This is a genomic window from Rhodanobacter hydrolyticus (assembly GCF_044904645.1).
On the sequence record NZ_JADIKK010000008.1, the window covers coordinates 4,083,326 to 4,109,443 of the forward strand.

At 64.7% G+C, this 26,118-nt stretch carries 21 protein-coding genes; 16 read left to right on the top strand and 5 right to left on the bottom strand.

Annotated features, from left to right (window positions below; translation table 11 throughout):
- Positions 1 to 52: 52 nt before the first annotated feature.
- A complete protein-coding gene (locus ISP25_RS20785) occupies positions 53 to 721 on the bottom strand; it encodes a TerC family protein (protein ID WP_404616265.1) in 669 nt (222 codons plus the stop codon).
- A gap of 577 nt (positions 722 to 1,298) precedes the next feature.
- On the opposite strand from ISP25_RS20785, the gene acnD reads away from it, so the two are divergent.
- The 7 genes from acnD (at position 1,299) to ISP25_RS20820 (ending at position 10,872) form a co-directional block, all read left to right on the top strand.
- Complete coding sequence (gene acnD, locus ISP25_RS20790; protein ID WP_404616266.1) at positions 1,299 to 3,893, top strand: Fe/S-dependent 2-methylisocitrate dehydratase AcnD; 2,595 nt, start codon at positions 1,299 to 1,301, stop codon at positions 3,891 to 3,893.
- Between the two features lie 263 nt (positions 3,894 to 4,156).
- A complete protein-coding gene (locus ISP25_RS20795; RefSeq protein WP_404616267.1) occupies positions 4,157 to 4,474 on the top strand; it encodes a 2'-5' RNA ligase family protein in 318 nt (105 codons plus the stop codon).
- 29 nt (positions 4,475 to 4,503) lie between these two features.
- A complete protein-coding gene (gene prpF, locus ISP25_RS20800; protein ID WP_404616268.1) occupies positions 4,504 to 5,688 on the top strand; it encodes a 2-methylaconitate cis-trans isomerase PrpF in 1,185 nt (394 codons plus the stop codon).
- A gap of 133 nt (positions 5,689 to 5,821) precedes the next feature.
- Complete coding sequence (locus ISP25_RS20805; RefSeq protein ID WP_404616269.1) at positions 5,822 to 7,273, top strand: bifunctional 2-methylcitrate dehydratase/aconitate hydratase; 1,452 nt, start codon at positions 5,822 to 5,824, stop codon at positions 7,271 to 7,273.
- Positions 7,274 to 7,457: 184 nt separating this feature from the next.
- The gene (locus tag ISP25_RS20810) at positions 7,458 to 8,546 is read left to right on the top strand and encodes an OmpA family protein (RefSeq protein ID WP_404616270.1); all 1,089 of its coding nucleotides are present in this window, start codon (positions 7,458 to 7,460) and stop codon (positions 8,544 to 8,546) included.
- A 344-nt stretch (positions 8,547 to 8,890) separates the two neighbouring features.
- Positions 8,891 to 9,979 carry an OmpA family protein gene (locus ISP25_RS20815; RefSeq protein WP_404616270.1) on the top strand — a complete coding sequence of 363 codons (1,089 nt, stop codon included), beginning with the start codon at positions 8,891 to 8,893 and terminating at the stop codon, positions 9,977 to 9,979.
- Between the two features lie 143 nt (positions 9,980 to 10,122).
- Positions 10,123 to 10,872, top strand: a complete 750-nt coding sequence (locus tag ISP25_RS20820) for a pseudouridine synthase (protein WP_404611409.1) — start codon at positions 10,123 to 10,125, stop codon at positions 10,870 to 10,872.
- 3 nt (positions 10,873 to 10,875) lie between these two features.
- Here ISP25_RS20820 and kbl read toward each other — a convergent pair whose 3' ends face one another.
- Together kbl and ISP25_RS20830 are read right to left on the bottom strand one after the other, a co-directional pair.
- A complete protein-coding gene (gene kbl, locus ISP25_RS20825) occupies positions 10,876 to 12,069 on the bottom strand; it encodes a glycine C-acetyltransferase (protein WP_404611411.1) in 1,194 nt (397 codons plus the stop codon).
- A 141-nt stretch (positions 12,070 to 12,210) separates the two neighbouring features.
- The gene (locus tag ISP25_RS20830; protein WP_404611413.1) at positions 12,211 to 15,828 is read right to left on the bottom strand and encodes a DUF748 domain-containing protein; all 3,618 of its coding nucleotides are present in this window, start codon (positions 15,826 to 15,828) and stop codon (positions 12,211 to 12,213) included.
- Between the two features lie 219 nt (positions 15,829 to 16,047).
- Between ISP25_RS20830 and ISP25_RS20835 the strand changes: the two genes are divergently transcribed.
- The gene (locus tag ISP25_RS20835; protein WP_404611415.1) at positions 16,048 to 16,599 is read left to right on the top strand and encodes a hypothetical protein; all 552 of its coding nucleotides are present in this window, start codon (positions 16,048 to 16,050) and stop codon (positions 16,597 to 16,599) included.
- A gap of 57 nt (positions 16,600 to 16,656) precedes the next feature.
- Here ISP25_RS20835 and tdh read toward each other — a convergent pair whose 3' ends face one another.
- Both tdh and ISP25_RS20845 read right to left on the bottom strand, forming a co-directional pair.
- Complete coding sequence (tdh, locus tag ISP25_RS20840) at positions 16,657 to 17,691, bottom strand: L-threonine 3-dehydrogenase (RefSeq protein WP_192160175.1); 1,035 nt, start codon at positions 17,689 to 17,691, stop codon at positions 16,657 to 16,659.
- A gap of 81 nt (positions 17,692 to 17,772) precedes the next feature.
- Complete coding sequence (locus tag ISP25_RS20845; protein ID WP_404611417.1) at positions 17,773 to 18,477, bottom strand: hypothetical protein; 705 nt, start codon at positions 18,475 to 18,477, stop codon at positions 17,773 to 17,775.
- Positions 18,478 to 18,674: 197 nt separating this feature from the next.
- On the opposite strand from ISP25_RS20845, the gene miaA reads away from it, so the two are divergent.
- From miaA to msrA, 8 genes are all read left to right on the top strand, one after another.
- Entirely contained in the window at positions 18,675 to 19,625 is a 951-nt protein-coding gene (gene miaA, locus ISP25_RS20850; RefSeq protein WP_404611419.1) for a tRNA (adenosine(37)-N6)-dimethylallyltransferase MiaA, read from the top strand.
- 141 nt (positions 19,626 to 19,766) lie between these two features.
- On the top strand, positions 19,767 to 20,045 hold the full coding sequence (hfq, locus tag ISP25_RS20855; RefSeq protein ID WP_192160185.1) for an RNA chaperone Hfq: 279 nt from the start codon (positions 19,767 to 19,769) through the stop codon (positions 20,043 to 20,045).
- Positions 20,046 to 20,117: 72 nt separating this feature from the next.
- Entirely contained in the window at positions 20,118 to 21,494 is a 1,377-nt protein-coding gene (gene hflX, locus ISP25_RS20860) for a ribosome rescue GTPase HflX (protein WP_404611421.1), read from the top strand.
- 159 nt (positions 21,495 to 21,653) lie between these two features.
- Positions 21,654 to 22,736 carry an FtsH protease activity modulator HflK gene (gene hflK / locus ISP25_RS20865; protein WP_404611423.1) on the top strand — a complete coding sequence of 361 codons (1,083 nt, stop codon included), beginning with the start codon at positions 21,654 to 21,656 and terminating at the stop codon, positions 22,734 to 22,736.
- Positions 22,733 to 23,605, top strand: coding sequence for a protease modulator HflC (gene hflC, locus ISP25_RS20870; RefSeq protein WP_192160193.1), 873 nt, complete (start codon positions 22,733 to 22,735; stop codon positions 23,603 to 23,605). The genes hflK and hflC overlap by 4 nt, the downstream gene beginning before the upstream one ends.
- A gap of 55 nt (positions 23,606 to 23,660) precedes the next feature.
- Positions 23,661 to 24,953 (top strand): adenylosuccinate synthase, encoded by a 1,293-nt coding sequence (locus tag ISP25_RS20875; RefSeq protein WP_192160195.1) that lies wholly within the window; start codon positions 23,661 to 23,663, stop codon positions 24,951 to 24,953.
- Positions 24,954 to 25,076: 123 nt separating this feature from the next.
- On the top strand, positions 25,077 to 25,523 hold the full coding sequence (gene msrB / locus ISP25_RS20880; RefSeq protein ID WP_404611425.1) for a peptide-methionine (R)-S-oxide reductase MsrB: 447 nt from the start codon (positions 25,077 to 25,079) through the stop codon (positions 25,521 to 25,523).
- The gene (gene msrA, locus ISP25_RS20885) at positions 25,523 to 26,038 is read left to right on the top strand and encodes a peptide-methionine (S)-S-oxide reductase MsrA (protein WP_404611427.1); all 516 of its coding nucleotides are present in this window, start codon (positions 25,523 to 25,525) and stop codon (positions 26,036 to 26,038) included. The genes msrB and msrA overlap by 1 nt, the downstream gene beginning before the upstream one ends.
- Positions 26,039 to 26,118: the final 80 nt, after the last annotated feature.

Genomic DNA, 26,118 nt, shown 5'->3' on the forward strand with positions numbered 1-26,118 from the left:
CCTAAGGCCGTTGGACGAGGAGGGCGATTGTCGTGCGTCGGACATGGCGGTCTCAGTCGACCGGCGGTCGCCGGTGTCGCCGCCACCATCCGATGGCGCAGAGGCACACGGCCGCCAGCAACCCAAGCGCGTGCGTCAGGCCGTGGTGCGCATCGAAGAGCTCATGCAGCAGATGGTCGTGCGCGATCATGCGGACAGCCGTCCAGGTGATCGTGCCGGCGCCTAGGTAGACGATGACTGGGAAGCGCTCGATCAGCCTGAGGATCAGGGTCGAGCCCCATACCACCAGGGGCACGCTGATCAGCAGGCCCAGCGTGAGCAGAGGCAGGTTGCCGTGCGATGCGCCGGCGATCGCCAGCACATTGTCCACGCCCATTAGCGCGTCGGCGACGATGATGGTACGCAGCGCCGACCAGAAACCGTCAGCGGCGGAAACTTCATGCGCAGCGTCGTTCTGCTTCAGCAATTTCCAGGCGATCGGCAACAGCAGTACGCCGCCCAGCAGCATCAAGCCAGGCAGTCTCAGCAGCCAGATCAGCAAGGCGCTGAGCACGATGCGCACCGCCACGGCACCGACCGTACCCCAGAGCACCGCACGCTTCCGCAGCGTTCCTGGCAGGTTGCGTGCGGCCAGTGCGATCACGATGGCGTTGTCGCCGGCTAGAACCAGGTCGAGCAGGACGATGGCCATCAGGCCGGAGAGGAAGCTGGTGGGTGCCATGTGTCGGTTCCTGCGCGTAGGACAAATGCAGTGACGACGGACACGCGCGGTCCGTCATGACTGCAAAAGTCTCGTTCGCGGCAGAGCCGCTGCAGCGACCGGAGCGGTGCTCCGCTCGTGATGACGACCGCTGCAAGGACACCCGAAGAAACGGTGTCCGGAACTACTCCCTTTTGGGATCAGTACGCATCCATTGTCGATGCCGTCATGCATGGCCGTCAAACCATGACCTTTGGAGCCTGCTCACGATCTCCCCATGGCCTGCGCCGGGAGCTGTTTGCGCGCACGCCAAGGAGGAACGAAGAAGTGGACGCCTGTCCATGACGGAGCGATGACGCCATGCAGGCAAACAGACCCGACCCTTCGGGTGCGTTGCCATGGCTGCCATGCGGCAGCGCGCGGCTTGATCTGTCTATCAGGCGGGTGCTGCGCCACGTACTACCGTCTGACAGCCACGGCGAAGCAACGCTGGCTGCGGGGAGATCGTGGGCAGGCTCTTAAGGAAGAGGCCTTCACCCGCTAAAATGTACGGTGAACACGTCAGTCGGGCGTTTCTCCCCAGGGTTCCTGAATTCCTATGAATACTGTCTACCGTCAATCCCTTCCCGGCACGTCGCTGGATTACTTCGATGCGCGCGCCGCCGTGGAGGCGATCCAGCCGGGCGCCTACGACACCCTGCCGTATACCTCGCGCGTGCTCGCCGAAAACTTGGTGCGCCGTTGCGATCCGACGATCCTCGCCGATTCGCTCAAGCAGATCATCGAGCGCAGGCGCGAGCGCGATTTTCCGTGGTTCCCGGCGCGCGTTGTGTGCCACGACATCCTCGGCCAGACGGCCCTGGTCGACCTGGCCGGCCTGCGCGATGCGATCGCCGATCGCGGCGGCGACCCGGCCAAGGTGAACCCGGTGGTGCCGGTGCAGCTGATCGTCGACCACTCGCTGGCTGTGGAATGCGGCGGCTTCGATCCGGACGCGTTCGCGAAGAACCGCGCGATCGAGGATCGCCGCAACGAGGATCGCTTCCACTTCATCGAGTGGACCAAGAAGGCGTTCGAGAACGTCGACGTGATCCCGCCGGGCAACGGCATCATGCATCAGATCAACCTGGAGAAGATGTCGCCGGTGATCCAGGTGCAGGATGGTGTCGCATATCCGGATACCTGCGTGGGCACCGATAGCCACACGCCGCACGTGGACGCGCTCGGTGTGATTGCCATCGGCGTCGGTGGCCTGGAAGCCGAGAACGTGATGCTCGGCCGCGCGTCGTGGATGCGCCTGCCGGACATCGTCGGTGTCGAACTCAGCGGCAGGCGCCAGCCCGGCATCATCGCCACCGACATCGTGCTGGCGCTCACCGAATTTCTGCGCAAGGAAAAGGTGGTCGGCGCTTACCTGGAATTCCGCGGTGAAGGTGCGGCGAGCCTCACGCTCGGCGATCGCGCAACGATCTCGAACATGGCGCCCGAATACGGCGCAACGGCTGCGATGTTCTTCATCGACGGCCAGACGACCGACTACCTGCGCCTCACGGGCCGCAGCGACGAGCAGGTGAAACTGGTCGAGACCTACGCGAAGGCGGCCGGCCTCTGGGCCGATACGCTGAGCAATGCGCAATACGAGCGCACGCTGACGTTCGACCTGTCGAGCGTCGTGCGCAACATGGCTGGCCCATCGAACCCACACAAGCGGCTGCCGACGTCCGATCTCGCCGCGCGGGGGATCGCCGGCCAGTGGGAAGAGAAGGCGGGTGAGATGCCCGACGGCGCGGTGATCATCGCGGCGATCACCAGCTGCACGAACACCAGCAACCCGCGCAACGTGATCGCGGCTGGCCTGCTCGCGCGCAACGCGAATGCGAAGGGCCTCGTGCGCAAGCCGTGGGTGAAGAGCTCGCTCGCGCCGGGCTCGAAGGCGGTCCGGCTATATCTGGAAGAAGCGAACCTGCTGCCCGAACTCGAGAAGCTCGGCTTCGGCATCGTCGCGTTCGCGTGCACGACCTGCAACGGGATGTCGGGTGCGCTAGACCCGAAGATTCAACAGGAGATCGTCGAGCGCGACCTGTACGCGACAGCCGTGCTGTCCGGCAACCGCAACTTCGATGGCCGCATCCATCCGTATGCGAAGCAGGCGTTTCTCGCATCGCCGCCGCTCGTCGTCGCGTATGCGATCGCCGGCACGATCCGCTTCGACATCGAGAAGGACGTGCTCGGTCACGACCAGGACGGCAAGCCGGTCACGCTGAAGGACATCTGGCCGACCGACGAGGAGATCGATGCGATCGTCGCGGCTAGCGTGAAGCCCGAACAGTTCCGCAGGGTCTACGAACCGATGTTCGCGCGCCCCGCCGGCGCGGGCGAGCGCGCGGCGCCGCTGTACGACTGGCGGGCGCAGAGCACATACATCCGTCGTCCGCCGTACTGGGAGGGTGTGCTGGCCGGTGAGCGCACGCTGAAGGGCATGCGTCCGCTGGCGGTGCTCGGCGACAACATCACGACCGATCACCTGTCGCCGTCGAACGCGATCCTCGCGAACAGCGCGGCCGGCGAATACCTGACGAAGATGGGCTTGCCGGAAGAAGACTTCAACTCGTATGCGACACACCGGGGAGACCACCTGACCGCGCAGCGCGCGACTTTCGCGAACCCGACGCTCATCAACGAGATGGCGGTCGTCGACGGCGCGGTGAAGAAGGGCTCGCTCGCGCGTGTCGAGCCGGAGGGCAAGGTCATGCGGATGTGGGAGGCGATCGAGACGTACATGGATCGCAAGCAGCCGCTGATCGTGATCGCCGGCGCCGACTACGGCCAGGGCTCGTCGCGCGACTGGGCGGCGAAGGGCGTGCGGCTTGCGGGCGTCGAGGCGATCGTCGCCGAAGGGTTCGAGCGGATCCACCGCACCAACCTGATCGGGATGGGCGTGCTGCCGCTCGAGTTCAAGCCGGGCACGAACCGCGCGACGCTGGGCATCGACGGCACCGAGATCTTCGACGTCGTTGGCGAACCGACGCCGGGCGGCGTGCTCAGCCTCGTCGTGCATCGGCGCAACGGTGAGACTTTCGAGGTCCCGGTGCGCTGCCGGCTCGACTCCGACGAGGAAGTCTCGATCTATGAGGCCGGCGGCGTGCTGCAACGCTTCGCGCAAGACTTTCTCGCATCGAACGCGGCGGCATGAGTCGGATTGCGGGGCCGCGTTTGTTCTTCTTGGCCATGCCTCCGCCAGCATGGGTGGATGACACGCTCGTTCGGCTGGCGCGGCTTGGGGTGGACAAACATCTGCGAAGCGCCCTGTTTGCACCGGCGAATTGGCATCAGTCGTTTTCCGAGCGCATTTTTTCGCCGACCGAGGAAGAACGCGCTGCGCTGCTGCAGGTTGGCTCGGCCGTTTCCGCATCCGCGTGCACGCTGCATTTCAACCGCATCGATGGATCGGGCGACATGCCAGGCCGGATCCATTGGACAATGCGCGCGCGTGGCGTGCCGAAAGCGTTTGCCGCCTTGTTGCAGGAGGTTCGTGGCCGCCTTGGCGACGCTGGATTCGATCGCATCGCCACCGGCGTGACGCCGCACATGACCTTGAGCTATTGCGCGCGCGATACGCTGGACAAGATCGTGCTCGAACCGCCCGTCGCGTGGACCATCGACGCGTTGTGCCTCGCCATCGGTGGCGGCGATCCATACCGCTACGACATCATCGGCCGCTGGCCATTGCTGCCTGAAATTGATCCACTCGCCACGCAACCCGGCTTGTTTTGAGGCGGCGGCGAACACTTCCGGAGATTCCCATGTCGCATGCTGCACAAATCCGCATTCCCGCCACCTATATGCGCGGCGGTACCAGCAAGGGCGTGTTCTTCCGCCTTGAGGACTTGCCCGAAGCGGCACGGGCGCCGAGCGCCGCGCGCGATGCGCTTCTGCTGCGGGTGATCGGCAGCCCCGATCCCTACGGCAAGCAGATCGACGGCATGGGCGGCGCCACCTCCAGCACCAGCAAGACGGTGATCGTGTCCAAAAGCAGTCGACCGGACCACGACGTGGATTACCTGTTCGGCCAGGTGGCGATCGATAAGGCCTTCGTCGACTGGAGCGGCAACTGCGGCAACCTGTCGGCGGCGGTCGGCCCGTTCGCCATCGCCGGCGGCCTGGTCGATCCCGCATGTGTGCCGCACGACGGCGTCGCCATCGTGCGCATCTGGCAGGCGAACATCGGCAAGACCATCATCGCGCACGTGCCGATGACCAACGGCGAGGTGCAGGAAACCGGTGATTTCGAGCTGGACGGCGTGACGTTCCCCGCCGCCGAAATGCAGCTGGAATTCATGGACCCGGCCGCCGAGGAGGATGGCGCGGGCGGGGCGATGTTCCCGACCGGCAAGCTGATGGACGACCTGGAGGTGCCGGGCGTCGGCACGCTCAAGGCGACCATGATCAACGCCGGCATTCCCACGATCTTCGTCGAGGCCGCCGCGATCGGCTACACCGGCACGGAACTGCAGGACGCCATCAACGGTGATGCGAAGGCGCTGGCGATGTTCGAGACCATCCGCGCACATGGTGCGCTGCGCATGGGCCTGATCGCATCGCTGGACGAGATCGCCACGCGCCAGCACACGCCCAAGGTGGCTTTCGTCGCCGCGCCGGTCGACTACGTCGCTTCAAGCGGCAAGCCCGTGAAGGCCGGTGACGTCGACCTGCTCGTGCGCGCCATGTCGATGGGCAAGCTCCATCACGCCATGATGGGTACGGCGGCAGTGGCCATCGGCACTGCGGCGGCGATTCCGGGCACGCTGGTGAACCTCGCGGCTGGCGGTGGTGAGCGCCAGGCAGTGCGTTTCGGCCATCCGTCGGGGACGTTGCGGGTAGGTGCCGAGGCGGCGCTCATTGACGGCACATGGACTGTGACCAAGGCGATCATGAGCCGAAGCGCGCGCGTGTTGATGGAAGGCTGGGTGCGCGTGCCCGCGGGTTGAGTCATTGGCAGGGGCTGGCCTCCATTCATCCTGGCGGCACCGGAAGGCAGCTTCGAGAAGGTCTTGCGTCAGGCTGCAGGGTGGAACCTCATTGCGCGGCGGCAGGTTCCCCGTTGCTCTGGAGGTGACACCCATGAGTGTGCATGACATCCGCTCCGCTGTTCGCCCAGATCCTGATCAGCCGATGGTTGATATCGCCAATTACGTGGCTGACTACCGGATCGAGTCGGAGGAGGCCTATGACACCGCGCGCTACATGCTGCTGGATTCGCTGGCCACCGCGATGATGGCGATGAAATTCCCCGATTGCGTCAAGCACCTGGGGCCGCTGGTGCCAGGTGCCACGCTGCCCGGCGGTGCGCGCGTGCCCGGCACCAGCTACGAGCTGGATCCGGCGCAGGCAGCGTTCGCGATCGGCACGCAGATCCGCTGGCTGGATTTCAACGACACCTGGCTGGCTGCCGAATGGGGCCATCCGTCGGACAACCTCGGTGCGATTCTGGCCGCGGCCGACTGGCTGGGTCGCAAGGCGGAGCGCGAAGGCGGTCATGCGCTGACGGTGCGCGACGTGCTGGGTTATGCCATCAAGGCGCACGAGATCCAGGGCTGTTACGCGCTGAAGAACAGCTTCAACCGCGTGGGTCAGGACCACGTGATCCTGGTGCGTCTGGCGTCCACTGCCGTAGCCACGCATATGCTGGGTGGCGACAAGGAACAAATCGTCACCGCCATCTCGCACAGCTGGATCGACAACGGCTCGCTGCGGACCTACCGCCACGCCCCCAACACCGGTCCGCGCAAAAGCTGGGCGGCAGGAGATGCGTGCCGTCGCGCCATGATCCACGCCATCAACGCCGTGTACCGTGGCGTGCTCGGCTACCCGTCGGCACTGAGCGCCAAGACCTGGGGCTATTACGACGTCGCCTTCGGGGGCAAGGCATTCCAGTTCGAGCGCCCGTTCGGCAGCTATGTGATGGAGAACGTGCTGTTCAAGATCAGCTTCCCGGCCGAGTTCCACGCACAGACCGCGGTGGAGTGCGCAATGAAGCTGCATGGCGAGGTCGCCGGCAGGATCGAGCAGATCGAGAAGGTGGTGATCGAGACCCAGGAAGCGGGCATGCGCATCATCGACAAAACCGGCCCGCTGGCAAACTACGCCGACCGTGACCACTGCATCCAGTACATGGTCGCGGTGCCGCTGATCTTCGGTCGCCTTACCGCTGCCGACTACAGCGATGACATCGCTTCCGACCCACGCATCGACATGCTGCGCGAGACGATGGTGGTCAGCGAGAACCTGCAGTTCACCAGGGACTATTTCGACCCGGAGAAGCGCTACATCGGCAATTCCGTGCAAGTGTTCTTCAAGGGCGGTGGCAGTACGGAGAAAATATCCATCGATTGTCCGATCGGCCACCGCACGCGTCGCGCGGAAGGTATCCCCATATTGCTGAAGAAGTTCGAGGCAGCCATGCGCGGCCATCTGCCGGCAAACAAGGTCAAGGTCATTCTTGAGGCCACAGGCAATCCCGCGGAGCTTGAGGGGATGCCGATCCAGCAGTTCCTGGACATGTTCACGCTTTGAATGCGCCGTGGCGGCAAGTCTAGTCGCCATGCTCGTGATGGCCTGGGGAGTCTGGTGTTGCAAATTGTCACGATGGATCGGATATGTTAGTTTTGCGTAAATCCGCGTCATCGGCTGGGTTCGTGCAAGCGCTGCCGCATCCGAAAAGCGGTGCGATTTCAAATACCGAAAAGGGAGAGACTGGATGAAGCACAAGGGCCTTTATTTCATGGTTGCGCTGGCGTTGGGCGGCGTAGGTGCCGTTCATGCGCAGGACAACGCAGCAACCACGGGCAGCAGTGACAGCACCGCGGCTCCGGCGTGGCCGAATGGCTTCGATGACCGCTGGTACATCGCGCCGACCGTCGGTGGCTACTACAACGACAGCGATCGCAACACCAACAGCCGCCAGATCTATTACGGTCTGGGCGTTGGCAAGTTCTTCACGCCTGACCTGTCGATCGACCTGTTCGCCGACCGTACCCAGCGTGACATCGACCGCGGTGCCATGAACGGTGGCGGCCATAGCGGCGTCCATTGGGCGAACAACACGGTGGGCGTGGCAGCGCGCTGGTACTTCACCAACGGCGCTTGGCGTCCGTACCTGTTGGGTGGCGTGATGGGCAGCCATCACAAGAACCCGATGGACAGCGACTGGGCCCCGGCGGCTGAGTTGGGCCTGGGTATCTCCAAGTCGATCACCGACAGCGCGGACATCCGCGTAGAAGGCGGCTACCGCTACGATTGGGACGACCAGAGCCAGCCGAACCACAGCGGTTACGGTGACTGGTTCCTGGGTCTGAGCATCGTGTCGCGCATCGGTGCGGTTCCGGCGGCTCCGGCCCCGGCTGCTGCCCCGCCGCCGCCGCCGCCGCCGGCTCCGGTTGAAGCGCCGGCGCCGCAGAAGGTGGTGATCGACCTGCGTGGTGTGAACTTCAAGTTCGACTTCCCGAAGAAGGGCCATGTGCACGCGTCGGAAATCGACAAGGCGCTGGCCGTGCCGACGTCGGACTCGGTGGCGATCCTGGACCAGGCGGTGGACACGCTGAAGCGCTATCCGGACGTGCACGTGACGGTAGCGGGTTACACGGACAGCAAGGGCAAGCCGGACTACAACCAGTCGCTGTCGGAGCGTCGTGCGCAGATCGTGTACGACTACCTGACCAGCCACGGGATCGACGCGAGCCGTCTGGAAGGCCCGATTGGTCACGGCGAAGACAACCCGATCGGCGACAACGCCACCGATGCGGGCCGTGCGCAGAACCGTCGTGTGGAATTGCAGGTCCAGCAGTAATCGGACTTGTTGCAGTGTCACGAAAAAGCCCGGCGCATGCCGGGCTTTTTCGTGGGCGGCAGGGCAGGCAACCGGGAGCCGGCCATGTCTCTATATATATGTGTGCACGCGAACGGACACGGGGGTATTATTCGTCGACCCTGAACGTTAGTGTACCGAGTAGTGCAAAAGTTGTTGCCACCCGATGCGGTAGGTTTAACGATTTTGCTACACTCGCTCCCGCTTGCAGAGTACGAGCGCCAGGCAATGGTGCATTACAAGCTGTAGAAGGTTCTAATCAGCGCCACGCATTCCCCCGTTTGGCGTGTAGCGGACGCGAAGATCAATTGACGAGGAGAGACCTGATGAAGCACAAGGGCCTTTATTTCATGGTTGCGCTGGCGTTGGGCGGCGTAGGTGCCGTTCATGCGCAGGACAACGCAGCAACCACGGGCAGCAGTGACAGCACCGCGGCTCCGGCGTGGCCGAATGGCTTCGATGACCGCTGGTACATCGCGCCGACCGTCGGTGGCTACTACAACGACAGCGATCGCAACACCAACAGCCGCCAGATCTATTACGGTCTGGGCGTTGGCAAGTTCTTCACGCCTGACCTGTCGATCGACCTGTTCGCCGACCGTACCCAGCGTGACATCGACCGCGGTGCCATGAACGGTGGCGGCCATAGCGGCGTCCATTGGGCGAACAACACGGTGGGCGTGGCAGCGCGCTGGTACTTCACCAACGGCGCTTGGCGTCCGTACCTGTTGGGTGGCGTGATGGGCAGCCATCACAAGAACCCGATGGACAGCGACTGGGCCCCGGCGGCTGAGTTGGGCCTGGGTATCTCCAAGTCGATCACCGACAGCGCGGACATCCGCGTAGAAGGCGGCTACCGCTACGATTGGGACGACCAGAGCCAGCCGAACCACAGCGGTTACGGTGACTGGTTCCTGGGTCTGAGCATCGTGTCGCGCATCGGTGCGGTTCCGGCGGCTCCGGCCCCGGCTGCTGCCCCGCCGCCGCCGCCGCCGCCGGCTCCGGTTGAAGCGCCGGCGCCGCAGAAGGTGGTGATCGACCTGCGTGGTGTGAACTTCAAGTTCGACTTCCCGAAGAAGGGCCATGTGCACGCGTCGGAAATCGACAAGGCGCTGGCCGTGCCGACGTCGGACTCGGTGGCGATCCTGGACCAGGCGGTGGACACGCTGAAGCGCTATCCGGACGTGCACGTGACGGTAGCGGGTTACACGGACAGCAAGGGCAAGCCGGACTACAACCAGTCGCTGTCGGAGCGTCGTGCGCAGATCGTGTACGACTACCTGACCAGCCACGGGATCGACGCGAGCCGTCTGGAAGGCCCGATTGGTCACGGCGAAGACAACCCGATCGGCGACAACGCGACCGACGCGGGCCGTGCGCAGAACCGTCGCGTGGAATTGCAGGTCCAGCAGTAATCGGACTTGTTGCAGTGTCACGAAAAAGCCCGGCGCATGCCGGGCTTTTTTTGTGGGTACTGCGGCCACGGATGACCGTCCGTTTGGTTCTCGTGATCATGGATGATTGCAATGGGGTGTTCCGACGCCATTTGAGCTTGCCGATGACTCGTGTACGACAATCCGAACCGCTAGGCGGCAAACGACACGGTGTTGCCCGCGCACTGAGCAAGCTGGGTGTGTGTTCGCGCAGCCAGGCCGAGGCGGCGGTGCGGGCAGGGCGTGTTGGCGTGGATGGCCGGCCGGTGCACGATCCCGAGCATCCGGTGGATGCGGCTCGCCAGAAAATCAGTCTGGATGGCGTAACCGTGGTGGCGACCCAGCGCGTCTATCTCGCCCTCAACAAGCCGCGCGGCATCGTGGTGAGCGCAGCGGACGAACGCGGTCGCGATACCGTATATGACCTGTTGCGTGACGCCGGTTTGCCATGGTGCGGGCCGGTCGGCCGGCTGGACAGGGCCAGCGAAGGCCTGCTGCTGCTCAGCAATGACAGCGTATGGGCGGCCGGCATCACCGAACCGAGTACGCATCTCGACAAGACCTACCACGTGCAAGTGGTGGGGCGGCCAGACGCCGATGCTCTGGCGGCGATGCTGGCCGGTGTTCGCGATGGTGCGGATTTGCTCAAGGCGCGCAGGGTCGCGTTGCTGCGTGCGGGCGAGAAGAACGCCTGGCTGGAAGTGCTGTTGGACGAAGGCCGCAATCGGCACATCCGCCGCCTGCTGGCGGCGCTGGGCTTCGAGGTGCTGCGGTTGGTGCGCGTTGCCATCGGGCCCCTGCAGCTTGGCGAGCTTGCCAAGGGGCAATGGCGCCACTTGAGTGCCGCCGAAGTGGCGGCACTCAGGACGCGTTGAGCATCAGATCACGCCAAGCTGTTTACCCACCTTGGTGAATGCCGCGATGGCGCGATCCAGGTGTTCGCGCGTATGCGCCGCGCTCATCTGCGTGCGTATGCGGGCCTGCCCTTGGGGCACCACTGGGTAAAAGAAGCCAGTGACGTAGATGCCTTCGTCTAGCAGGGCAGTGGCCATCGCCTGTGCCTTGGGTGCGTCGTAGATCATCACGGGTACGATGGGATGCACGCCAGGCTTGATGTCGAAGCCGGCCTTGGTCATCTGCTCGCGGAAGTAGCGGGTGTTTTCCTGCACCTTGGCGCGCAGATCCCCCGCGGAGGCAAGCATGTCGAATACCTTGATCGCCGCAGCCACCACATGCGGCGGCAGCGAGTTGGAGAACAGGTACGGCCGCGAGCGTTGGCGCAGCATCTCGATCATTTCGGCGCGGCCGGTAGTGAAGCCGCCCAGTGCACCGCCCAGCGCCTTGCCCAGCGTGCCGGTGAAGAGGTCGATCTTGTCCATCACGCCGTTGACTTCGGCCGAGCCACGGCCGGTTTCGCCGAGAAAGCCGGTGCAGTGGCATTCGTCGATGTGTACCAACGCGTTGTACTTCGCGGCCAGCGCGGTGATCTGGTCGAGCTTGGCGATGAAGCCGTCCATCGAGAACGCGCCGTCGGTGGAGATCAGCTTGGTGCGCGCGCCGGCTGCGTCGGCGGCCTGCAACTGCTTCTCCAGGTCGGCCATGTCGCTGTTGGCATAACGGAAGCGCTTGGCCTTGCACAGGCGGATGCCGTCGATGATCGAGGCGTGGTTGAGCGCGTCGGAGATCACCGCGTCTTCCTCGCCCAGCAGCGGCTCGTACAGGCCGCCGTTGGCGTCGAAGCAGGCGGCGTAGAGGATGGTGTCCTCGGTACCGAAGAAGCCGGCGATCTGCTTTTCCAATTGCTTGTGCAGGTCCTGCGTGCCGCAGATGAAGCGCACGCTGGCCATGCCGAAGCCGTGCGTGTCCAATGCATCCTTCGCGGCCTGGATCACGTCGGGATGGTCGGCCAGGCCGAGGTAATTGTTGGCGCAGAAATTCAGCACCTTGCGGCCGCCTTCCAGCTCGATTTCCGCGGACTGCGGCGAGACGATTACGCGCTCGGCCTTGAACAGGCCCTGCTCGCGGATGGATTTCAGTTCGCTGGCGTAGCGCGCTTGGCCGGGGTAGCTCATGGTGGAGTTCCGCTCATAGGGAAAGCGCCTATTGTCGGCCTTTTTGCGAGCGCCATCCATGGCGGCCGTACGCGTGGCCGATGCGGATGTGATGCAGAGACCACATCCGGCGATTTTCCCCGTGACGGAGGCCTCTGGTTTTCAGTGTAGGCCGAAGTCGACACGCGTGGTCTTGCCCGCGTCATCGATGCCCTTGGCATCGACCTTTGGCGCCAGCACGAACACGCGATTGTCGGCGAGCTTGCCGCGCAACGCGGCGCGCACCGCATCGGCCCTGCGTTCGGCAAGGTGGCGCAACGCGTCTTCGTCCACCGGCATGTTGGTTTCCAGCAACTTGCGCATCACGTCCGAGGGCTGCGATTTGGTGAGGCCGATGGCGTCGCGCGGCTTGGGGAACTTGGCGTGCTTGTAGGCCTTCTTCAGGTATTTGTCGTACTGGTCCGGTGTGAGCTTGGCAAGGTCGGCGCCTTCGCCAGCCTCCTGTTGCACCAGGTCGTCCACCATCACCTTGCGCAGGCCGCTTTCGTCGAACTTCGGATCGACACGGCCAGTGACGTCCAGCTTCAGAGCGGTTTTCTGCTGGAGGATCTTCACAATCTGGTCCAGCTTTTCCTGCGCCTTGGCGTCCAGCACGGCCGAGCCGGGGGCGAATTCCACATAGCCCAGATCCTGCTGCTTGCCGCCGCCACCCATGGCCGAGGCGATCAGCCGGAACGGGGAGGTCACCGCACGGCCGATCAGGTTGACGAAGGCATGCCAGATCAGTCCGCCCACGCTGAACTGCGGGTCGTCCAGCGAGCCGGATACCGGCACGTCCACGTCGATGTTGCCGTCGGCATCCTTCAGCAGCGCCACCGCCAGCTTCACCGGCAGGTGGCTGATGCCGGGGCCCTGGATGGCGTCGCCGAAGGTGAGCTGGGTAATGAAGATATGGTTGTCGGCGTTGAGCTTGCCGTTGTCGAGCTGGTAGTGCACGTCCATCGTCAGCCGGCCCTTGGTGATCGGATAGCCGGTGTACTTGCCCGAGTACGGCGACAGGTGGGTGAGCTCCACGCCATCGGCCTTGCCCTTCACGTCGAGGGACGCCGTCGGTGCCAGCGGGTTGATCGTGCCGGTGATGTTTACCGGCGCGTTATCGTCGAGCTGGCCCTGCAGGTCCATGTCGGCGGGCGGGCCGCCCGCAGTGCCGAACGCGCCAACCTTGCCGGCTAGGTCGGTGATGTTGGCCGTGTAGTTCGGCTTGATGAAGTTGTCGGTGTAGTTGAGGTAGCCGCGTGCCAGCGTGATGCCGCCGATCTGGATGTCGGCGGCGGGTGCCGCGGCGGTGCCGGCGGGGGTAGGCGAGGCTGTGGTAGCGGCAACCTGCGGTTTCGCCGCGGGTGCCGCGGGGTTCTGTCGCGTCTGGGTCACCGAGACGGGAGCGGCGGCCGGGTTGGCTACCACGTCCTGCATATTGGTGCGGCCATTCGTATTGATGATGACGCGGGCATAGAAATCGTCCAATGCCAGACCGGCTACCGACACATGCGGCACGTCTTCGCCCATGTGCACCGTCAGGCCGCTGGCGTCCAAGGAGTTCCAGCGCAGGAAGTCGTCGCCGGTGAGCTTGTCCTGCACGCGCACGTTGCCCAGCGTGACGCGGCCGCGCCAGTCCATCAGCGCCTGTGGCTGGTGGTCGCGGTAACGCAAGCGACCATCCGCGCTGAGCGTGGCGCTGGTGAGTGTCACGTTGAGCGGCACCGTGGCCAGCGATTGCAGCGGGGCGATATCGAGCCGCGTGGTGCGTACGCGCAGGTTGGCATCCAGCGGTTGCGGGCGCAGCGTGCCGTCCACGCGCAGGCTGCCGCGGCCGATGCCACCTTCCAGTGCCAGCTTCAACGGCTTGCGCATGTCGCTGGAAAGATCATCGAAGTTGGCGTGTGCCAGCTTGAGCGCGGTGCGGTTGTTCTTGCCGGCAATGTGCGGATCAGTGAGCGCCAGCGTGCCGTCGATGCCGACGTGGGCGATGCTCCAGTGCCAACTCGGCGAGGGTGGCGATGGTTTGCGCGAGCCATGCGTCGGCTCGGACTTCATCAGGTCGGTCAGGTCGATGTTGCCGTTCTGCAGGCGCCGCGCCTCGACCTGCAGGCCGTGCAGGGTTACGTGATCGAGTTGCGCTGTGCTGCTGGCGAGATCGAGCTGCGTGATGCCGGCTTCCAGCGATTGCCATGCGAGCGGCGTGCGCTTGCCCTGCTGCAGGGCGAGGTCGTTGATCGTTGCAGTGGTGGTTTGCAGCGTGAGGTTGAAGACCTTGCCCCAGTTGGCTTGCAACTGGCCGTCCGCATTCAGCGTGCCCTTGGTCAGCTCGGCGTCGAGCATCGACGGGGCCAGCGACAGCAAGGGCGGCAGGCCTATGCCTTTCATGCCCAGCTTGCCGTCGTAGTGGCCATTAGCCACATCGAGTTTGCCGCTTGTGGAGAGGTTGCCGCCGTTGAGCGAGGCGGCAGCAATATCGAGTATTGCAGGTGGCGCGGCGACCGTGGATAGCCCGCGCAATGTGCCGTAGATATTGTTCAGCGCTAGCGAGGCTGGTTTGCGGCCACTGGCGTCGGTGTAGTCGAGGTGACTGACTCCCAATGTCAGCGCGGCGATGCTCACCTCAGTGGTCGGTGCGGCGGGTTTGGTAGGTGGTGTGGGTTTCGCGGCATCGCCCCCGGTCAGCGCATCAAAGTTGCTGTGGCCTTCGGACGTGCGGGTGTAGTGCAAGGCGAGGCCGTACAGTTGCACCACACCGAGGCGATAGCGCGACAGCAGTGGCTCCACGTCATCCAGTGTGGCCTTGGCGAGAGCTAGTTCGAACAGCGGCGCACCTGCCGGCGTGGTCAGTGCGAAGCCGTTCAATTGCAACTGGCCGCCAAGACGAATCTGCGGGCCGGACTTTGCCTGCACGAACTGCAGATCGAGCTTGCCGGACAACTGGCCGCTGGGTATCGCCACCGGCAGCTTCGCCGGCACGTAGCCGAGGTAGCGCGGCAGATCGAGGTGATCCAGCGAGAAATTGATGTCCGACTCGAGGCTGTCCGAGAACGGCTTGGTCTGGCCGGCGACGCGCAGCGGGCTGCCGTCTACGTTCATAGCCAGCAGCGGCTGCACGAATACGTCGGTGTCGCGCGGCAGGTTGGCGATGAAAGGGATGCCGACCTGCAGGTGGTCGATGCGGTGCGTGGCGTTGGACACCGCGTCGGCGAACGTGATGTCACCGTCGGTCACGCTGATGTTGGACAGCGCGAAGCGCGCGGGTTGGCTGTCCGGCTTCGGCGGTCCGCCGGAGAACTTGGCGATCAGGTCGGAGAAGTTGAACTGCTGCGGCGCGGTACGCGCAATGTGCAGCTGCGGATGCTGCAGCGAGAGTTCGTCGAGGATTGGCGCCATGCGGAACAGCGAAGTCCACGAGGCATTGACCACGGCGCGGTCGATGTCCACGAACGGCGAATGACCGTCGCGGTCGCCGATGTGCAGCTTGTCCAGTTCCAGCCGCAGGGTGAACGGATCCAGGTGCACCGCGTCCACGCTGACCGGGCGGTCGAGCAGGGCGGTGAGCCGGGTCTGCAGCTGGCTCTTGATGATCGGCGGCGCGACCAGGAAACCGAGCAGGCCGAACACGACCAGCACGATGGCAATCACCAGCGCGGTCTTGCGCGTGCGCCGCGAGCGATACAGCCGTTCGGCGCGGTCGCGCGCCATCGCCAGAGGGGAAGCTGCTGGGCGAGGATCGTTCATGATCGCGGTATCCCGTTGCGCGTCGACCGTGAAAGTTTACGTGAAAGGAAAATCGGCGGCGTGGCCCACCTCCTTCGCGCTTCGCTGCGGCTTGCATGGTCTGTTGCAGGGAGTGGAAACCCACGCCAAACGCAAAGACATGCACCAATTGACCGCTTCAATCCCCGGGAGTAGAAGTCCGGATAGCCACGACAACGCGGCATTTGCAGGAGCGAAGCCATGAAACGTGCAAATGGTGTATTGCTTGGTCTTGCCGTGTCGATGTTGTTCGGAGCGAGTGTCGCCGCCCACGATGCTTCGCCGGCAAGCCTTCCCCAATCGGCAGCCAGTGGCGCCACCCAGGCGCAGTCCAGCGCGGTCACGAATATTCCCCTGCTGGTGATCGTGACCAACAAGGGGCAGGTTCGCGACATCCAGCATGCGCAGCGCCTGCCCACGCAGGTGAACCGGTTGCTCTGGAGCAGCGTGCAGGACTGGACCAGGTCACCCGCACGCGTCAACGGCAAGCGTGTCACGGCGCAGGTTTACATGGATGTGACCTTGCACGCGGAGCCGCGGGCCGACGGCAGCTCCAGCGTCTATTTCACCTTGGCCTCCGTCGGCCCGGTCATGCGCGGCTACTGGAAAATGCGCGGCGACCGCATCAACGGTCCGTGCGAGAAGGTGACGGGCAACATGACCGCTGGCGTCGGCGGTGCTGGCGCCTGGTGCACGTTCAAGCTCACAGCGGGAATTCCGTCGACGGCGACCGAGGCACCTTCCGCCAAATGACGACCATGAAAAACGGGCCGGCTTCAGGAGCCGGCCCGTTTCGCTTGCGTCAATGCATCAGTTCCAGGAACAAACGACCTTGCCGCAGGTGCCGGCGTCCATCAGGTCGAAGCCCTTCTGGAAATCGTCAATGTGGATCTGGTGGGTCAGCACCTTCTGCAGCGGGAAGCCGGTGAGCACCATCTGGGTCATCTTGTACCAGGTCTCATACATCCTGCGGCCGTAGATGCCCTGCAGGGTGAGGCCCTTGAAGATCACCCTGTCCCAATCGATGCCGGCGCCCTTGGGCAGGATGCCGAGCAGGGCGACTTTGCCGCCGTGGTACATGCAGTCGAGCATGTCGTTGAAGGCGCGCGGGTTGCCGCTCATTTCCAGGCCCACGTCGAAGCCTTCCATGTGCAGATCCTTCATCACGTCCTTCAGCGAGGTGTTAGCCACGTTCACCACACGGGTGGCGCCCATGTCCGCCGCCAGCTTCAGGCGGTAGTCGTTGACGTCGGTGACCACCACGTTGCGCGCGCCCACGTGCTTGGCGATGCCGGCGGCGATGATGCCGATCGGGCCGGCGCCGGTGATCAGCACGTCCTCGCCGATCAGGTCGAATTCCAACGCGCAGTGCGCGGCGTTGCCGTAGGGGTCGAAGAACGCGGCCAGCTCGGACGGGATCTGGTCCGGGATCGGCCACAGGTTTGAGGCCGGCATGGTCATGTATTCGGCGAACGCGCCGTTGCGGTTCACGCCGATGCCGATGGTGTTCGGGCACAAGTGCTGGCGGCCTGCGCGGCAGTTGCGGCAGTGGCCGCACACGATGTGTCCCTCGGCCGAGACACGGTCGCCCACCTTGTAGCCGGTGACGCCGGGACCGATTTCCACGATGCGGCCGACGAACTCGTGACCGATGGTGAGGCCGGGCTTGATGACGCGCTGGCTCCACTCATCCCATTTGTAGATGTGCAGGTCGGTGCCGCAGATCGCGGTTTTTTCCAGCTTGATCAGCACTTCGTTGGGGCCGACCTCGGGCACCGGCACCTCTTCCATCCAGATGCCTTTCTCGGCGTGGCGCTTGACCAGGGCTTTCATCGTCTGCGGCATGGGGGATCCAATGGCTGGCCCGAACGGGCGGGGAAGACCACGATTATAAATCCATGGCCGGCATCGCCGCCCACAGGCCGGTTACTGGTCGACGCGCACGTAGTTGCGATGGAACACCACCGGCCGCTGCAGGAAGCCGGGTTGCCATTGTTCGGTGACTTGCAGCGTGTGGCCGTCGGCGGAACGCGACCAGATTTCGTTGAGATGACTGCCGTCGTTGAATTGCAGGGTGAACTGCAGGCCCTGGCCGGCGTCCAGCCGGTGGGCGATCGCATTGCCGTCAAGCGTGTGCTGATCATGGCCGTTCAGCGGCATGGCCAATTGTTCGCCATTCTCCAGTCGTGTCTGCAGAGCATTGGCATCCTGCTGGACGATCAGCACGGAGTCGTTGGCCAGCGTGGGCGGCAGCTTGAGCAGGTCGGCATCGTCGGACGAGTTGCTCGATGATGCGCTGTCCGTCTTGTTGCCGCCGCGACCGTGGCCACCACCCATGTGGCCGCCGCCCATGCCTCCACGGCCGCCACCATGGCCCCCATGGCTGCTCGGCTGGGATGTGCTGGCGCTGGACGATGCACCGGCCGGCGCCACGGTAGGCGACTGTTCGCGCCGCAATTCGCTGCGCAGCATGGCAGTGACCTGGTCCGGGCCATCGCTGCCCTGGTCGCTGAGGCGCCACAGGCCATTGAAGTCGGGCAACGTGGTGATCTGCTGCGAGATGGCCCAGGTGCTTGCGGCAAGCAGGGCAACGGCGGGGAGTGCGGATGTGAGGGCATTGGGCTTGGGCATGCAGAGGCAAACGCGCGAGTCGATATGCCGATTACCTGCGAGCTGCGGTTCTATCCACAGCGGATGTGGATACGCGCGGGACAAGCATGTGGACAACTCCGGTTCGCGCCGCTGCGACAGACACTTGCCTCGCATTGATGAAGTTTTGCGCAGGTGCGTTCGGCTACGCTTGCGCATCCTTTGCCGCATCGCCACGCATGAGCCTCGACGCACGTCCCCTCGCGGTCTTTCTGATGGGCCCTACGGCCTCTGGCAAGACCGCGCTTGCCTGTGAGCTGGCGGATCGCTTTCCGCTGGGGCTGGTCAGCGTGGATTCGGCGCTGGTGTATCGCGGCCTCGACATCGGTGCGGCCAAGCCGGATGCGGCCACGCTGGCGCGTTATCCGCATGCCCTGATCGACATCCGCGATCCGGCCCAGCCTTATTCGGCGGCGGAATTCTGCGACGACGCGCTGGCGGTCATGCGCGAAATCACGGCACGGGGCAGGGTGCCGCTGTTGGTGGGGGGCACCGGGCTGTATTTCCGAGCCTTGCAGCACGGACTTTCCGAATTGCCCGAAGCCGATCCGGTGATCCGTGCGCGATTGACGGACGAAGCCGCGCGTATCGGTTGGCCGGCCATGCATGCGCGACTGGAGCGGCTCGATCCTGCCGCCGCAGCGCGCATCGGCCCCAACGACGCCCAGCGTCTGCAGCGCGCCCTTGAAGTGATCGAGTTGAGCGGACGGCCGTTGTCCGAATTGCAGCGTGGCGGTCATGGCGAGGTGTTTCCCTGGCGCGTACTCAAGCTGGCACTGTTGCCGACGGATCGTCGGCCGCTGCATGCGCGCATCGCGCGGCGCTTCGATGCCATGCTTGCCGACGGCTTTCTCGACGAGGTGCGCGTTCTGCGCGAACGCGGCGACCTGCATGCCGACCTGCCCGCGATCCGTGCGGTGGGCTACCGGCAGGGCTGGGAATATCTGGCCGGCCAAGGCAATGCCGTCGACTTCCGCGATCGCGCCATCTTCGCCACCCGCCAGTTGGCCAAGCGGCAGATCACCTGGCTGCGTGCCGAGCTGGATGCGCGCGTGTTCGATCCGGAGCTTGCGCCGCCGCTCGTGCAGGCTACCGAAGCGGCGCGCCTGTTTCTCGGGACAGCGCACTGAAGCGGTGACCATTCCGTGCGCCGCGACCCGGAAAACCCCCTTCCTTCAAGCCCTTGAACCCGGTTAACATCGATTCCGTTGAACCGGGGCGCCTTTGGCGTTTTTTCCCCGGTTCGGGTGCCGCTTAGGGGAGAACAAGAAATGTCCAAGGGACAATCGCTGCAGGATCCTTTTCTCAACGCCTTGCGTCGCGAGCGCGTGCCGGTGGCCATTTATCTGGTGAACGGCATCAAGCTGCAGGGCACCGTCGAGTCCTTCGACCAGTTCGTGGTGCTGCTGCGCAACCAGGTCAGCCAGATGGTGTACAAGCATGCCATCTCCACCGTGGTGCCCAGCCGCAATGTGCGCATCGGCACCGGCCATGAAGGCCACGAGGCGCATGTCGATGCCGCTCCTGCGGGCGACGCCACGGATGCTTGATTGACGGCCGGCTGGCCCACATGAAGGTGGGGTCGTCCCGACTCCGCCCAATCGCAAAGGCCACCATCCCACGTGTTTGATCGTCAGAAGAAAGGCGAACGCGCCGTACTCGTGCTGCCGCACGCGCGTGGCGGCGGCGATGCCGAACGCCGCGCGGACGAGTTCGCGGAACTGGCCAGGTCGGCCGGTGCCGAGGTACTGGGCAGTGTCTCCGCGCGTGTCGAGGCGCCCAATCCGCGTTTCTACGTCGGCAGCGGCAAGGCCGACGAAGTGGCCGAGATGGTGCGCGCGCTGGGTGCCGACCTCGTGCTGGTCGACCACCTGCTCAGCCCGGTGCAGGAGCGCAACCTCGAAAAACACCTCAGTGCGCGCGTGGTCGACCGTGCCGGCCTGATCCTCGACATCTTTGCACAGCGTGCGCGCTCGCACGAGGGCAAGCTGGAGGTCGAGCTGGCCCAGCTCAAACACGTCGCCACCCGGCTGGTGCGCGGCTGGACGCATCTGGATGCCCAGCGCGGCGGTGCGATCGGCAACCGCGGCCCCGGCGAGACCCAGCTGGAAACCGACCGTCGCCTGCTCGCCGAACGGGTGAAGCAGCTCACCAAGCGCCTCGAAAAAGTGCAGACCCAACGCGGCCAGCAGCGCCGCGCGCGCCTGCGCAACACGGTGCCGCGGGTGGCGTTGGTGGGCTACACCAACGCCGGCAAGTCCACCCTCTTCAACGCGCTCACCGCTGGCGGGGTGTATGCCGCCGACCAGTTGTTCGCCACGCTCGATCCCACCGTGCGCCGGCTTGAGGAGCTGACCTGTGGCCCGGCAGTGATCGCCGACACCGTAGGCTTTGTCCGCGAATTGCCGCATGACCTGGTCGCCGCGTTCCGCGGCACCTTGGCCGAGGCGCGCGACGCCGATCTGTTGCTGCACGTCAGTGACGCCGCCGACGAGGAGCGCGAAGCGCTGCGTCGCGTGGTCGACCAGGTGCTGGAGGAAATCGGCGCGGGCGAGGTGCCGCAGCTGCGCGTCTTCAACAAGATCGATTTGATGGGAAGGGACGACGGTGCCAGTACCGCCACTCCTCAGGAAGGGGCGGTTTCGGATGCGATGGCCCGCGAAAAGGCCATGGAGCCCCGCATCGATCGCGATGCTTCCGGCAAGCCGCAGGCTGTATGGCTGTCTGCCGCCACCGGCGCAGGCATCGAACTGTTGCGCCAGGCGCTGGGCGAACTGCTCGGCGGCGAACGGGTGCAGTCCGAGTTGCGCCTGCCGCTGACGGCTGGGCGGCTGCACGCGCGGCTCAAGGCCATCGGCGCGATCGCCGGCGAACAGGTGGACGAGCATGGCTGGTGCCTGCGCATCGACGCCCCACGCAGCGTGATCGCGCCGCTCAACGGTGGCAGCACGGCGGAAAACGAGCTGCTGCGCGGCTTGCTGGGTAGCGCGACATCCTGATTTCGCGCGGCTCTGCTAGAATGCCAGCCGTTTGTGCGACCGAAAAAGTCTGGTCGCCACATCGACGGCAATCCCTTTACGCCTCATGCGATTTCCTTTACCCACGATGCGTTCCGGTGCAGCTTGCCGGCCTCCCAAGCGCCCCCCAGGAGACTGACAATGGCTTGGAATGAACCCGGCGGCGGGCAGCGCGACCCTTGGAACCGGCAGCGTCCCAACGATGCCGGCCTTTCGCCGAACCGGTGGCTGAAGAACTTCGGCAAGCATTTCGGCAAGCTGGGTCGCGGCCCCGGCGGCATCCTCATCGCGATCGTCGTGATTGCCGCAGTGTTCCTGCTGATGAGCAGCTACACCATCATCGACGCGCGCCAGGTCGGCGTGGTGCTGCGTTTCGGCGAATACTCGCGAACGCTGCCGCCGGGCTTCCACCTCAAGCTGCCCAGCCCCGTCGAGACAGTGGACAAGGTCGAGGCCACGGGCATCCGTTCGGTCAACGACCGTGTTTCCATGCTCACCCGCGACGAGAACATCATCACCATCGACTTCACCGTGCAGTACCAGGTGGACGATGCGTACAGGTACCTGTTCTCGGTGAGCGACCCGGACGGCAGCGTGAGCGCGGCCGCCGAGGCTGCGGTGCGCTCGGTGGTCGGCGGCAGCGACATGGACCAGGTCCTCTCCGCCGATGGTTCGACCCTGGTGACCGAGGCGCAACAGGCGCTGCAGAAAACGCTGGACGGCTACAACAGCGGCCTGCGCGTCACCGAGGTGAGCTTCCAGAACGTGGCGCCGCCGGCCGAGGTGAAAGATGCCTTTGATGACGTGAACAACGCACGCGAAGACAAGCAGAGCATCGAGAACGCCGCGCTGGCCTACGCCAACAAGGTGGTGCCGGTGGCGCGCGGCGACGCGGCGCGCATCGCCCAGGAGGCCGAAGGCTACAAGGCCGAGCGCATCGCACGCGCGCAGGGCGATACCGCGCGCTTCGACCTGCTGCTCAAGGAATACAAGGCCGCACCTGCAGTGACGCGCAAGCGCCTGTGGCTGGAGACGATGGAAGAGGTGGCAGCCGACAACACCAAGGTGGTCGATGGCTCCGGGGGTCGCAACATCATCAACCTGCCGGCCACCCATCGTGCGCACGCCGCTTCGGACGACGGCAGCAAGGCCGCCGCGGTAGCGGCACCCGCAGCGGCGGCCTCCGCCAGCGATGCCGCCTCGGACAAGGGAGCCCAGCCATGAAGAGCGTCGTTGCGATCCTCGTCGTCGCCCTGCTGGCGTTGCTCGGTTTCAACAGCGTGTTCGTGGTCGACGAAGGGCAGAGCGCGTTGCTGCTGCAGTTCGGCCGCATCGTGCACGCCGACTACCAGCCCGGCCTGCACGTCAAGCTGCCGGTGATCCAGCAGGTGCTGCACTTCGACAAGCGCATCCTGTCGCTGGATGCGCAGCCGGAGCGCTATTTCACTTCCGAGAAGAAAAGCGTCAATGTCGATTTCTACGTGAAGTGGCGCATCGCCGACAATGCGCTCTACTACCGCGCCACCGGTGGCGACCAGTTGCAGGCCACGCAGCGACTCACCCCCGTCGTCAAGGATGCGCTGCGCTTCGAGTTCAACGCGCGCACCTTGCAGGAGCTGATCTCCGGCGGCCGCAAGGACATCACTGAGCGCGTGCGCCAGCAGACCGATGCCTCGGCGCGCAAGAACCTCGGCATTGCCGTGGTCGACGTGCGCATCAAGCGCATCGACCTGCCGGACGAAGTGAGTGAGTCGGTGTACAAGCGGATGAAGGCTGAACGCCTGCAGCTCGCCAACGAGTTGCGCTACACCGGCCAGGAAGCGGCGGAGAAGATCAATGCCGACGCCGATCGCCAGGGCAAGGTGCTGCGCGCCGACGCCGAGCGCGATGCCGCCAAGGTGCGTGGCGAAGGCGATGCCGAGGCAGCCGCGATTTATGCGCAGTCGTACAACCAGGATCCCGAATTCTTCGCGTTCTACCGCAGCCTCGCCGCCTATACGAAGGCGTTCAAGGACGGCAACAGCGTGCTGATCCTGAAGCCCGATTCCGAATTCCTGCATTATTTCGGCAACCCAGACGCGGCCAAGCATTGACGCCATCGCGGCCATCGGCGAGCTATTTCAACTTTGCAAATTGAGTGAGAACACCATGGGCAAGTCAGTCGTAATCCTCGGCGCGCAGTGGGGCGACGAAGGCAAGGGCAAGATCGTCGACCTGTTGACCGAACGGGTAGGCGCGGTGGCACGCTTCCAGGGCGGCCACAACGCTGGCCATACCCTGGTCATCAAGGGCAAGAAGACCGTGCTGCACCTGATCCCGTCGGGCATCCTGCGCGATGACGCGCTGTGCCTGATCGGCAATGGCGTGGTGCTGTCGCCACAGGCGCTCAAGCAAGAGATCGAGGAGCTGGAAGCGCAGGGCGTGGAAGTGCGCTCGCGCCTCAAGATCAGCCCGGCGACCCCGCTGATCATGCCGTACCACATTGCCGTCGATAAGGCGCGCGAAGCCGCCGCAGGCAAGAGCGCCATCGGCACCACCGGCCGCGGCATCGGCCCGGCCTACGAAGACAAGGTGGCACGCCGCAGCGTGCGCGTGGCCGACCTGATGTATCCGCACGAACTGCCGGAGAAGATCAAGGCGGCGGTGGAGTACCACAACTTCATCCTCACCCAGTGGCTGAAGGCCGAGCCGGTCGATTACCAGACCGTGCTGGACGACGCGCTGGCCTATGGCGAATTCATCCGCCCGATGGTCGACGACGTCGCCACCATCCTGCACGACGTGCGCAAGGAAGGCGGCCATATCCTGTACGAAGGTGCGCAGGGCGCGCTGCTCGACATCGACCACGGCACCTATCCCTACGTCACCTCGTCCAACACCACCGTGGGCGGCGCACTCGCCGGCACCGGCGTGGGCGCGGGCGACATCGACTACGTGCTGGGCATTTGCAAGGCCTACGCCACGCGCGTGGGTGGCGGCCCGTTCCCGACCGAACTGCACGACGAGATGGGCGAGCGCCTGCGCAAGGTCGGCAACGAATACGGCGCCAGCACCGGCCGGCCGCGCCGCTGCGGCTGGATCGACCTCGTCGCGCTCAAGCGAGCGGTGAAGATCAACGGCATCAACGGCCTTGCCATCACCAAGCTCGACGTGCTCGATGGCCTGGAAACCATCAAGGTCTGCATTGCTTACGAATACCGCGGCAAGCGTCGCGAACTGGCTCCGCTCGATGCGGATGGCTGGGATGAGTGCAAGCCGGTGTACCTGGAGTTCCCGGGTTGGGAAGAGTCCACCGCCGGTATCCGCGAGTGGGACAAGTTGCCGCCCGCCGCCCGTGCCTACCTGCGTTCGGTGGAGGAACTTTCCGGCTGCAAGCTCTCCATCGTCGCCACCGGCGCCGACCGTGACGACACCATCGTGCTGGACGATCCGTTCGCTTGATCGACGCGTGCAAGGTGTGAAGCAAAAGCCCCGCCTTGCGGGGCTTTTGCTTGGGTACACTCGCTTGGATCGGCTCCACGCGCCCCCATTTTGGTTTGCGTCGATCCCGAGTGGAGACTTGCCATGTCCGTGTATCGCAAGACACCCGATGCCCTGGCGCGCCTGACGCCCGAGCAATATCGCGTCACGCAGGAGAACGCCACCGAGTATCCCGGTACGGGCGAATACCTGCACCACACCGCAGCAGGCATCTATGTGGATGTGGTGTCGGGCGAGCCGTTGTTTGCTTCCACCGACAAGTTTGAATCGCATTGCGGCTGGCCCAGTTTCACCAAACCGCTGGAGCCGGCGAGCGTCCGCGAATTGCACGATACCTCGCACGGTATGGCTCGCACCGAGGTGCGCTCGTCGCAGGGCGACAGCCATCTGGGGCATGTCTTTCCGGATGGCCCTGTCGAGCGTGGCGGTTTGCGTTACTGCATCAATTCCGCCTCGTTGCGTTTCGTCGCGCGCGCCGAGATGGAAGCCGAGGGCTACGGCGCTTGGCTGGACCAGGTGGAGGGCGAATGATGGCCTCCGAACGCGCCGTACTCGCCGGAGGATGCTTCTGGGGCGTGCAGGAACTGCTGCGCAAACAGCCGGGCGTGCTGTCCACCCGCACGGGTTATGCCGGCGGCGACGTGCCCAACGCCACCTACCGTCACCACGGCACGCATGCCGAGGCGGTGGAGATCGTGTTCGATCCCGCGCGTATCGGTTACCGCGAGCTGCTGGAATTTTTCTTCCAGATCCACGATCCGAGCACACCGAACCGGCAGGGCAACGATCGCGGCAGCTCGTATCGGTCGATGATCCTGTATGCCGACGAGACGCAGAAGCGCGTCGCCGAGGACACGATTGCCGACGTGAATGCCTCCGGCCTGTGGCCGGATCGCGTGGTCACCGAGGTCCAGCCGCTTGGCGATTTCTGGATGGCCGAGCCGGAGCATCAGGACTATCTGCAGCATTACCCCACCGGCTACACCTGTCATTTCGTGCGCCCGGGCTGGCGCCTGCCGCGCCGGACGGACGGTATCGGAAGCTGATCGCATCAAGACTGCTGACGCCGGCAGTCGCCCTGATCGACAGCACGATGTGGCGCTGGCTGTTCCGTCCAACGAAGAAG

What these genes read in the sequence shown, in the direction of transcription:
- tdh (WP_192160175.1), bottom strand. Translation starts at nt 17,691, where the DNA reads ATGCCGCAGACGATGAAAGCCCTGGTCAAGCGCCACGCCGAGAAAGGC.
- ISP25_RS20830 (WP_404611413.1), bottom strand. Translation starts at nt 15,828, where the DNA reads ATGAACGATCCTCGCCCAGCAGCTTCCCCTCTGGCGATGGCGCGCGAC.
- ISP25_RS20785 (WP_404616265.1), bottom strand. Translation starts at nt 721, where the DNA reads ATGGCACCCACCAGCTTCCTCTCCGGCCTGATGGCCATCGTCCTGCTC.
- ISP25_RS20815 (WP_404616270.1), top strand. Translation starts at nt 8,891, where the DNA reads ATGAAGCACAAGGGCCTTTATTTCATGGTTGCGCTGGCGTTGGGCGGC.
- msrB (WP_404611425.1), top strand. Translation starts at nt 25,077, where the DNA reads ATGTCCGTGTATCGCAAGACACCCGATGCCCTGGCGCGCCTGACGCCC.
- prpF (WP_404616268.1), top strand. Translation starts at nt 4,504, where the DNA reads ATGTCGCATGCTGCACAAATCCGCATTCCCGCCACCTATATGCGCGGC.
- ISP25_RS20820 (WP_404611409.1), top strand. Translation starts at nt 10,123, where the DNA reads ATGACTCGTGTACGACAATCCGAACCGCTAGGCGGCAAACGACACGGT.
- acnD (WP_404616266.1), top strand. Translation starts at nt 1,299, where the DNA reads ATGAATACTGTCTACCGTCAATCCCTTCCCGGCACGTCGCTGGATTAC.
- ISP25_RS20835 (WP_404611415.1), top strand. Translation starts at nt 16,048, where the DNA reads ATGAAACGTGCAAATGGTGTATTGCTTGGTCTTGCCGTGTCGATGTTG.
- hflC (WP_192160193.1), top strand. Translation starts at nt 22,733, where the DNA reads ATGAAGAGCGTCGTTGCGATCCTCGTCGTCGCCCTGCTGGCGTTGCTC.
- kbl (WP_404611411.1), bottom strand. Translation starts at nt 12,069, where the DNA reads ATGAGCTACCCCGGCCAAGCGCGCTACGCCAGCGAACTGAAATCCATC.
- msrA (WP_404611427.1), top strand. Translation starts at nt 25,523, where the DNA reads ATGGCCTCCGAACGCGCCGTACTCGCCGGAGGATGCTTCTGGGGCGTG.
- ISP25_RS20795 (WP_404616267.1), top strand. Translation starts at nt 4,157, where the DNA reads ATGCCAGGCCGGATCCATTGGACAATGCGCGCGCGTGGCGTGCCGAAA.
- miaA (WP_404611419.1), top strand. Translation starts at nt 18,675, where the DNA reads ATGAGCCTCGACGCACGTCCCCTCGCGGTCTTTCTGATGGGCCCTACG.
- ISP25_RS20875 (WP_192160195.1), top strand. Translation starts at nt 23,661, where the DNA reads ATGGGCAAGTCAGTCGTAATCCTCGGCGCGCAGTGGGGCGACGAAGGC.
- hfq (WP_192160185.1), top strand. Translation starts at nt 19,767, where the DNA reads ATGTCCAAGGGACAATCGCTGCAGGATCCTTTTCTCAACGCCTTGCGT.
- hflK (WP_404611423.1), top strand. Translation starts at nt 21,654, where the DNA reads ATGGCTTGGAATGAACCCGGCGGCGGGCAGCGCGACCCTTGGAACCGG.
- ISP25_RS20810 (WP_404616270.1), top strand. Translation starts at nt 7,458, where the DNA reads ATGAAGCACAAGGGCCTTTATTTCATGGTTGCGCTGGCGTTGGGCGGC.
- ISP25_RS20805 (WP_404616269.1), top strand. Translation starts at nt 5,822, where the DNA reads ATGAGTGTGCATGACATCCGCTCCGCTGTTCGCCCAGATCCTGATCAG.
- ISP25_RS20845 (WP_404611417.1), bottom strand. Translation starts at nt 18,477, where the DNA reads ATGCCCAAGCCCAATGCCCTCACATCCGCACTCCCCGCCGTTGCCCTG.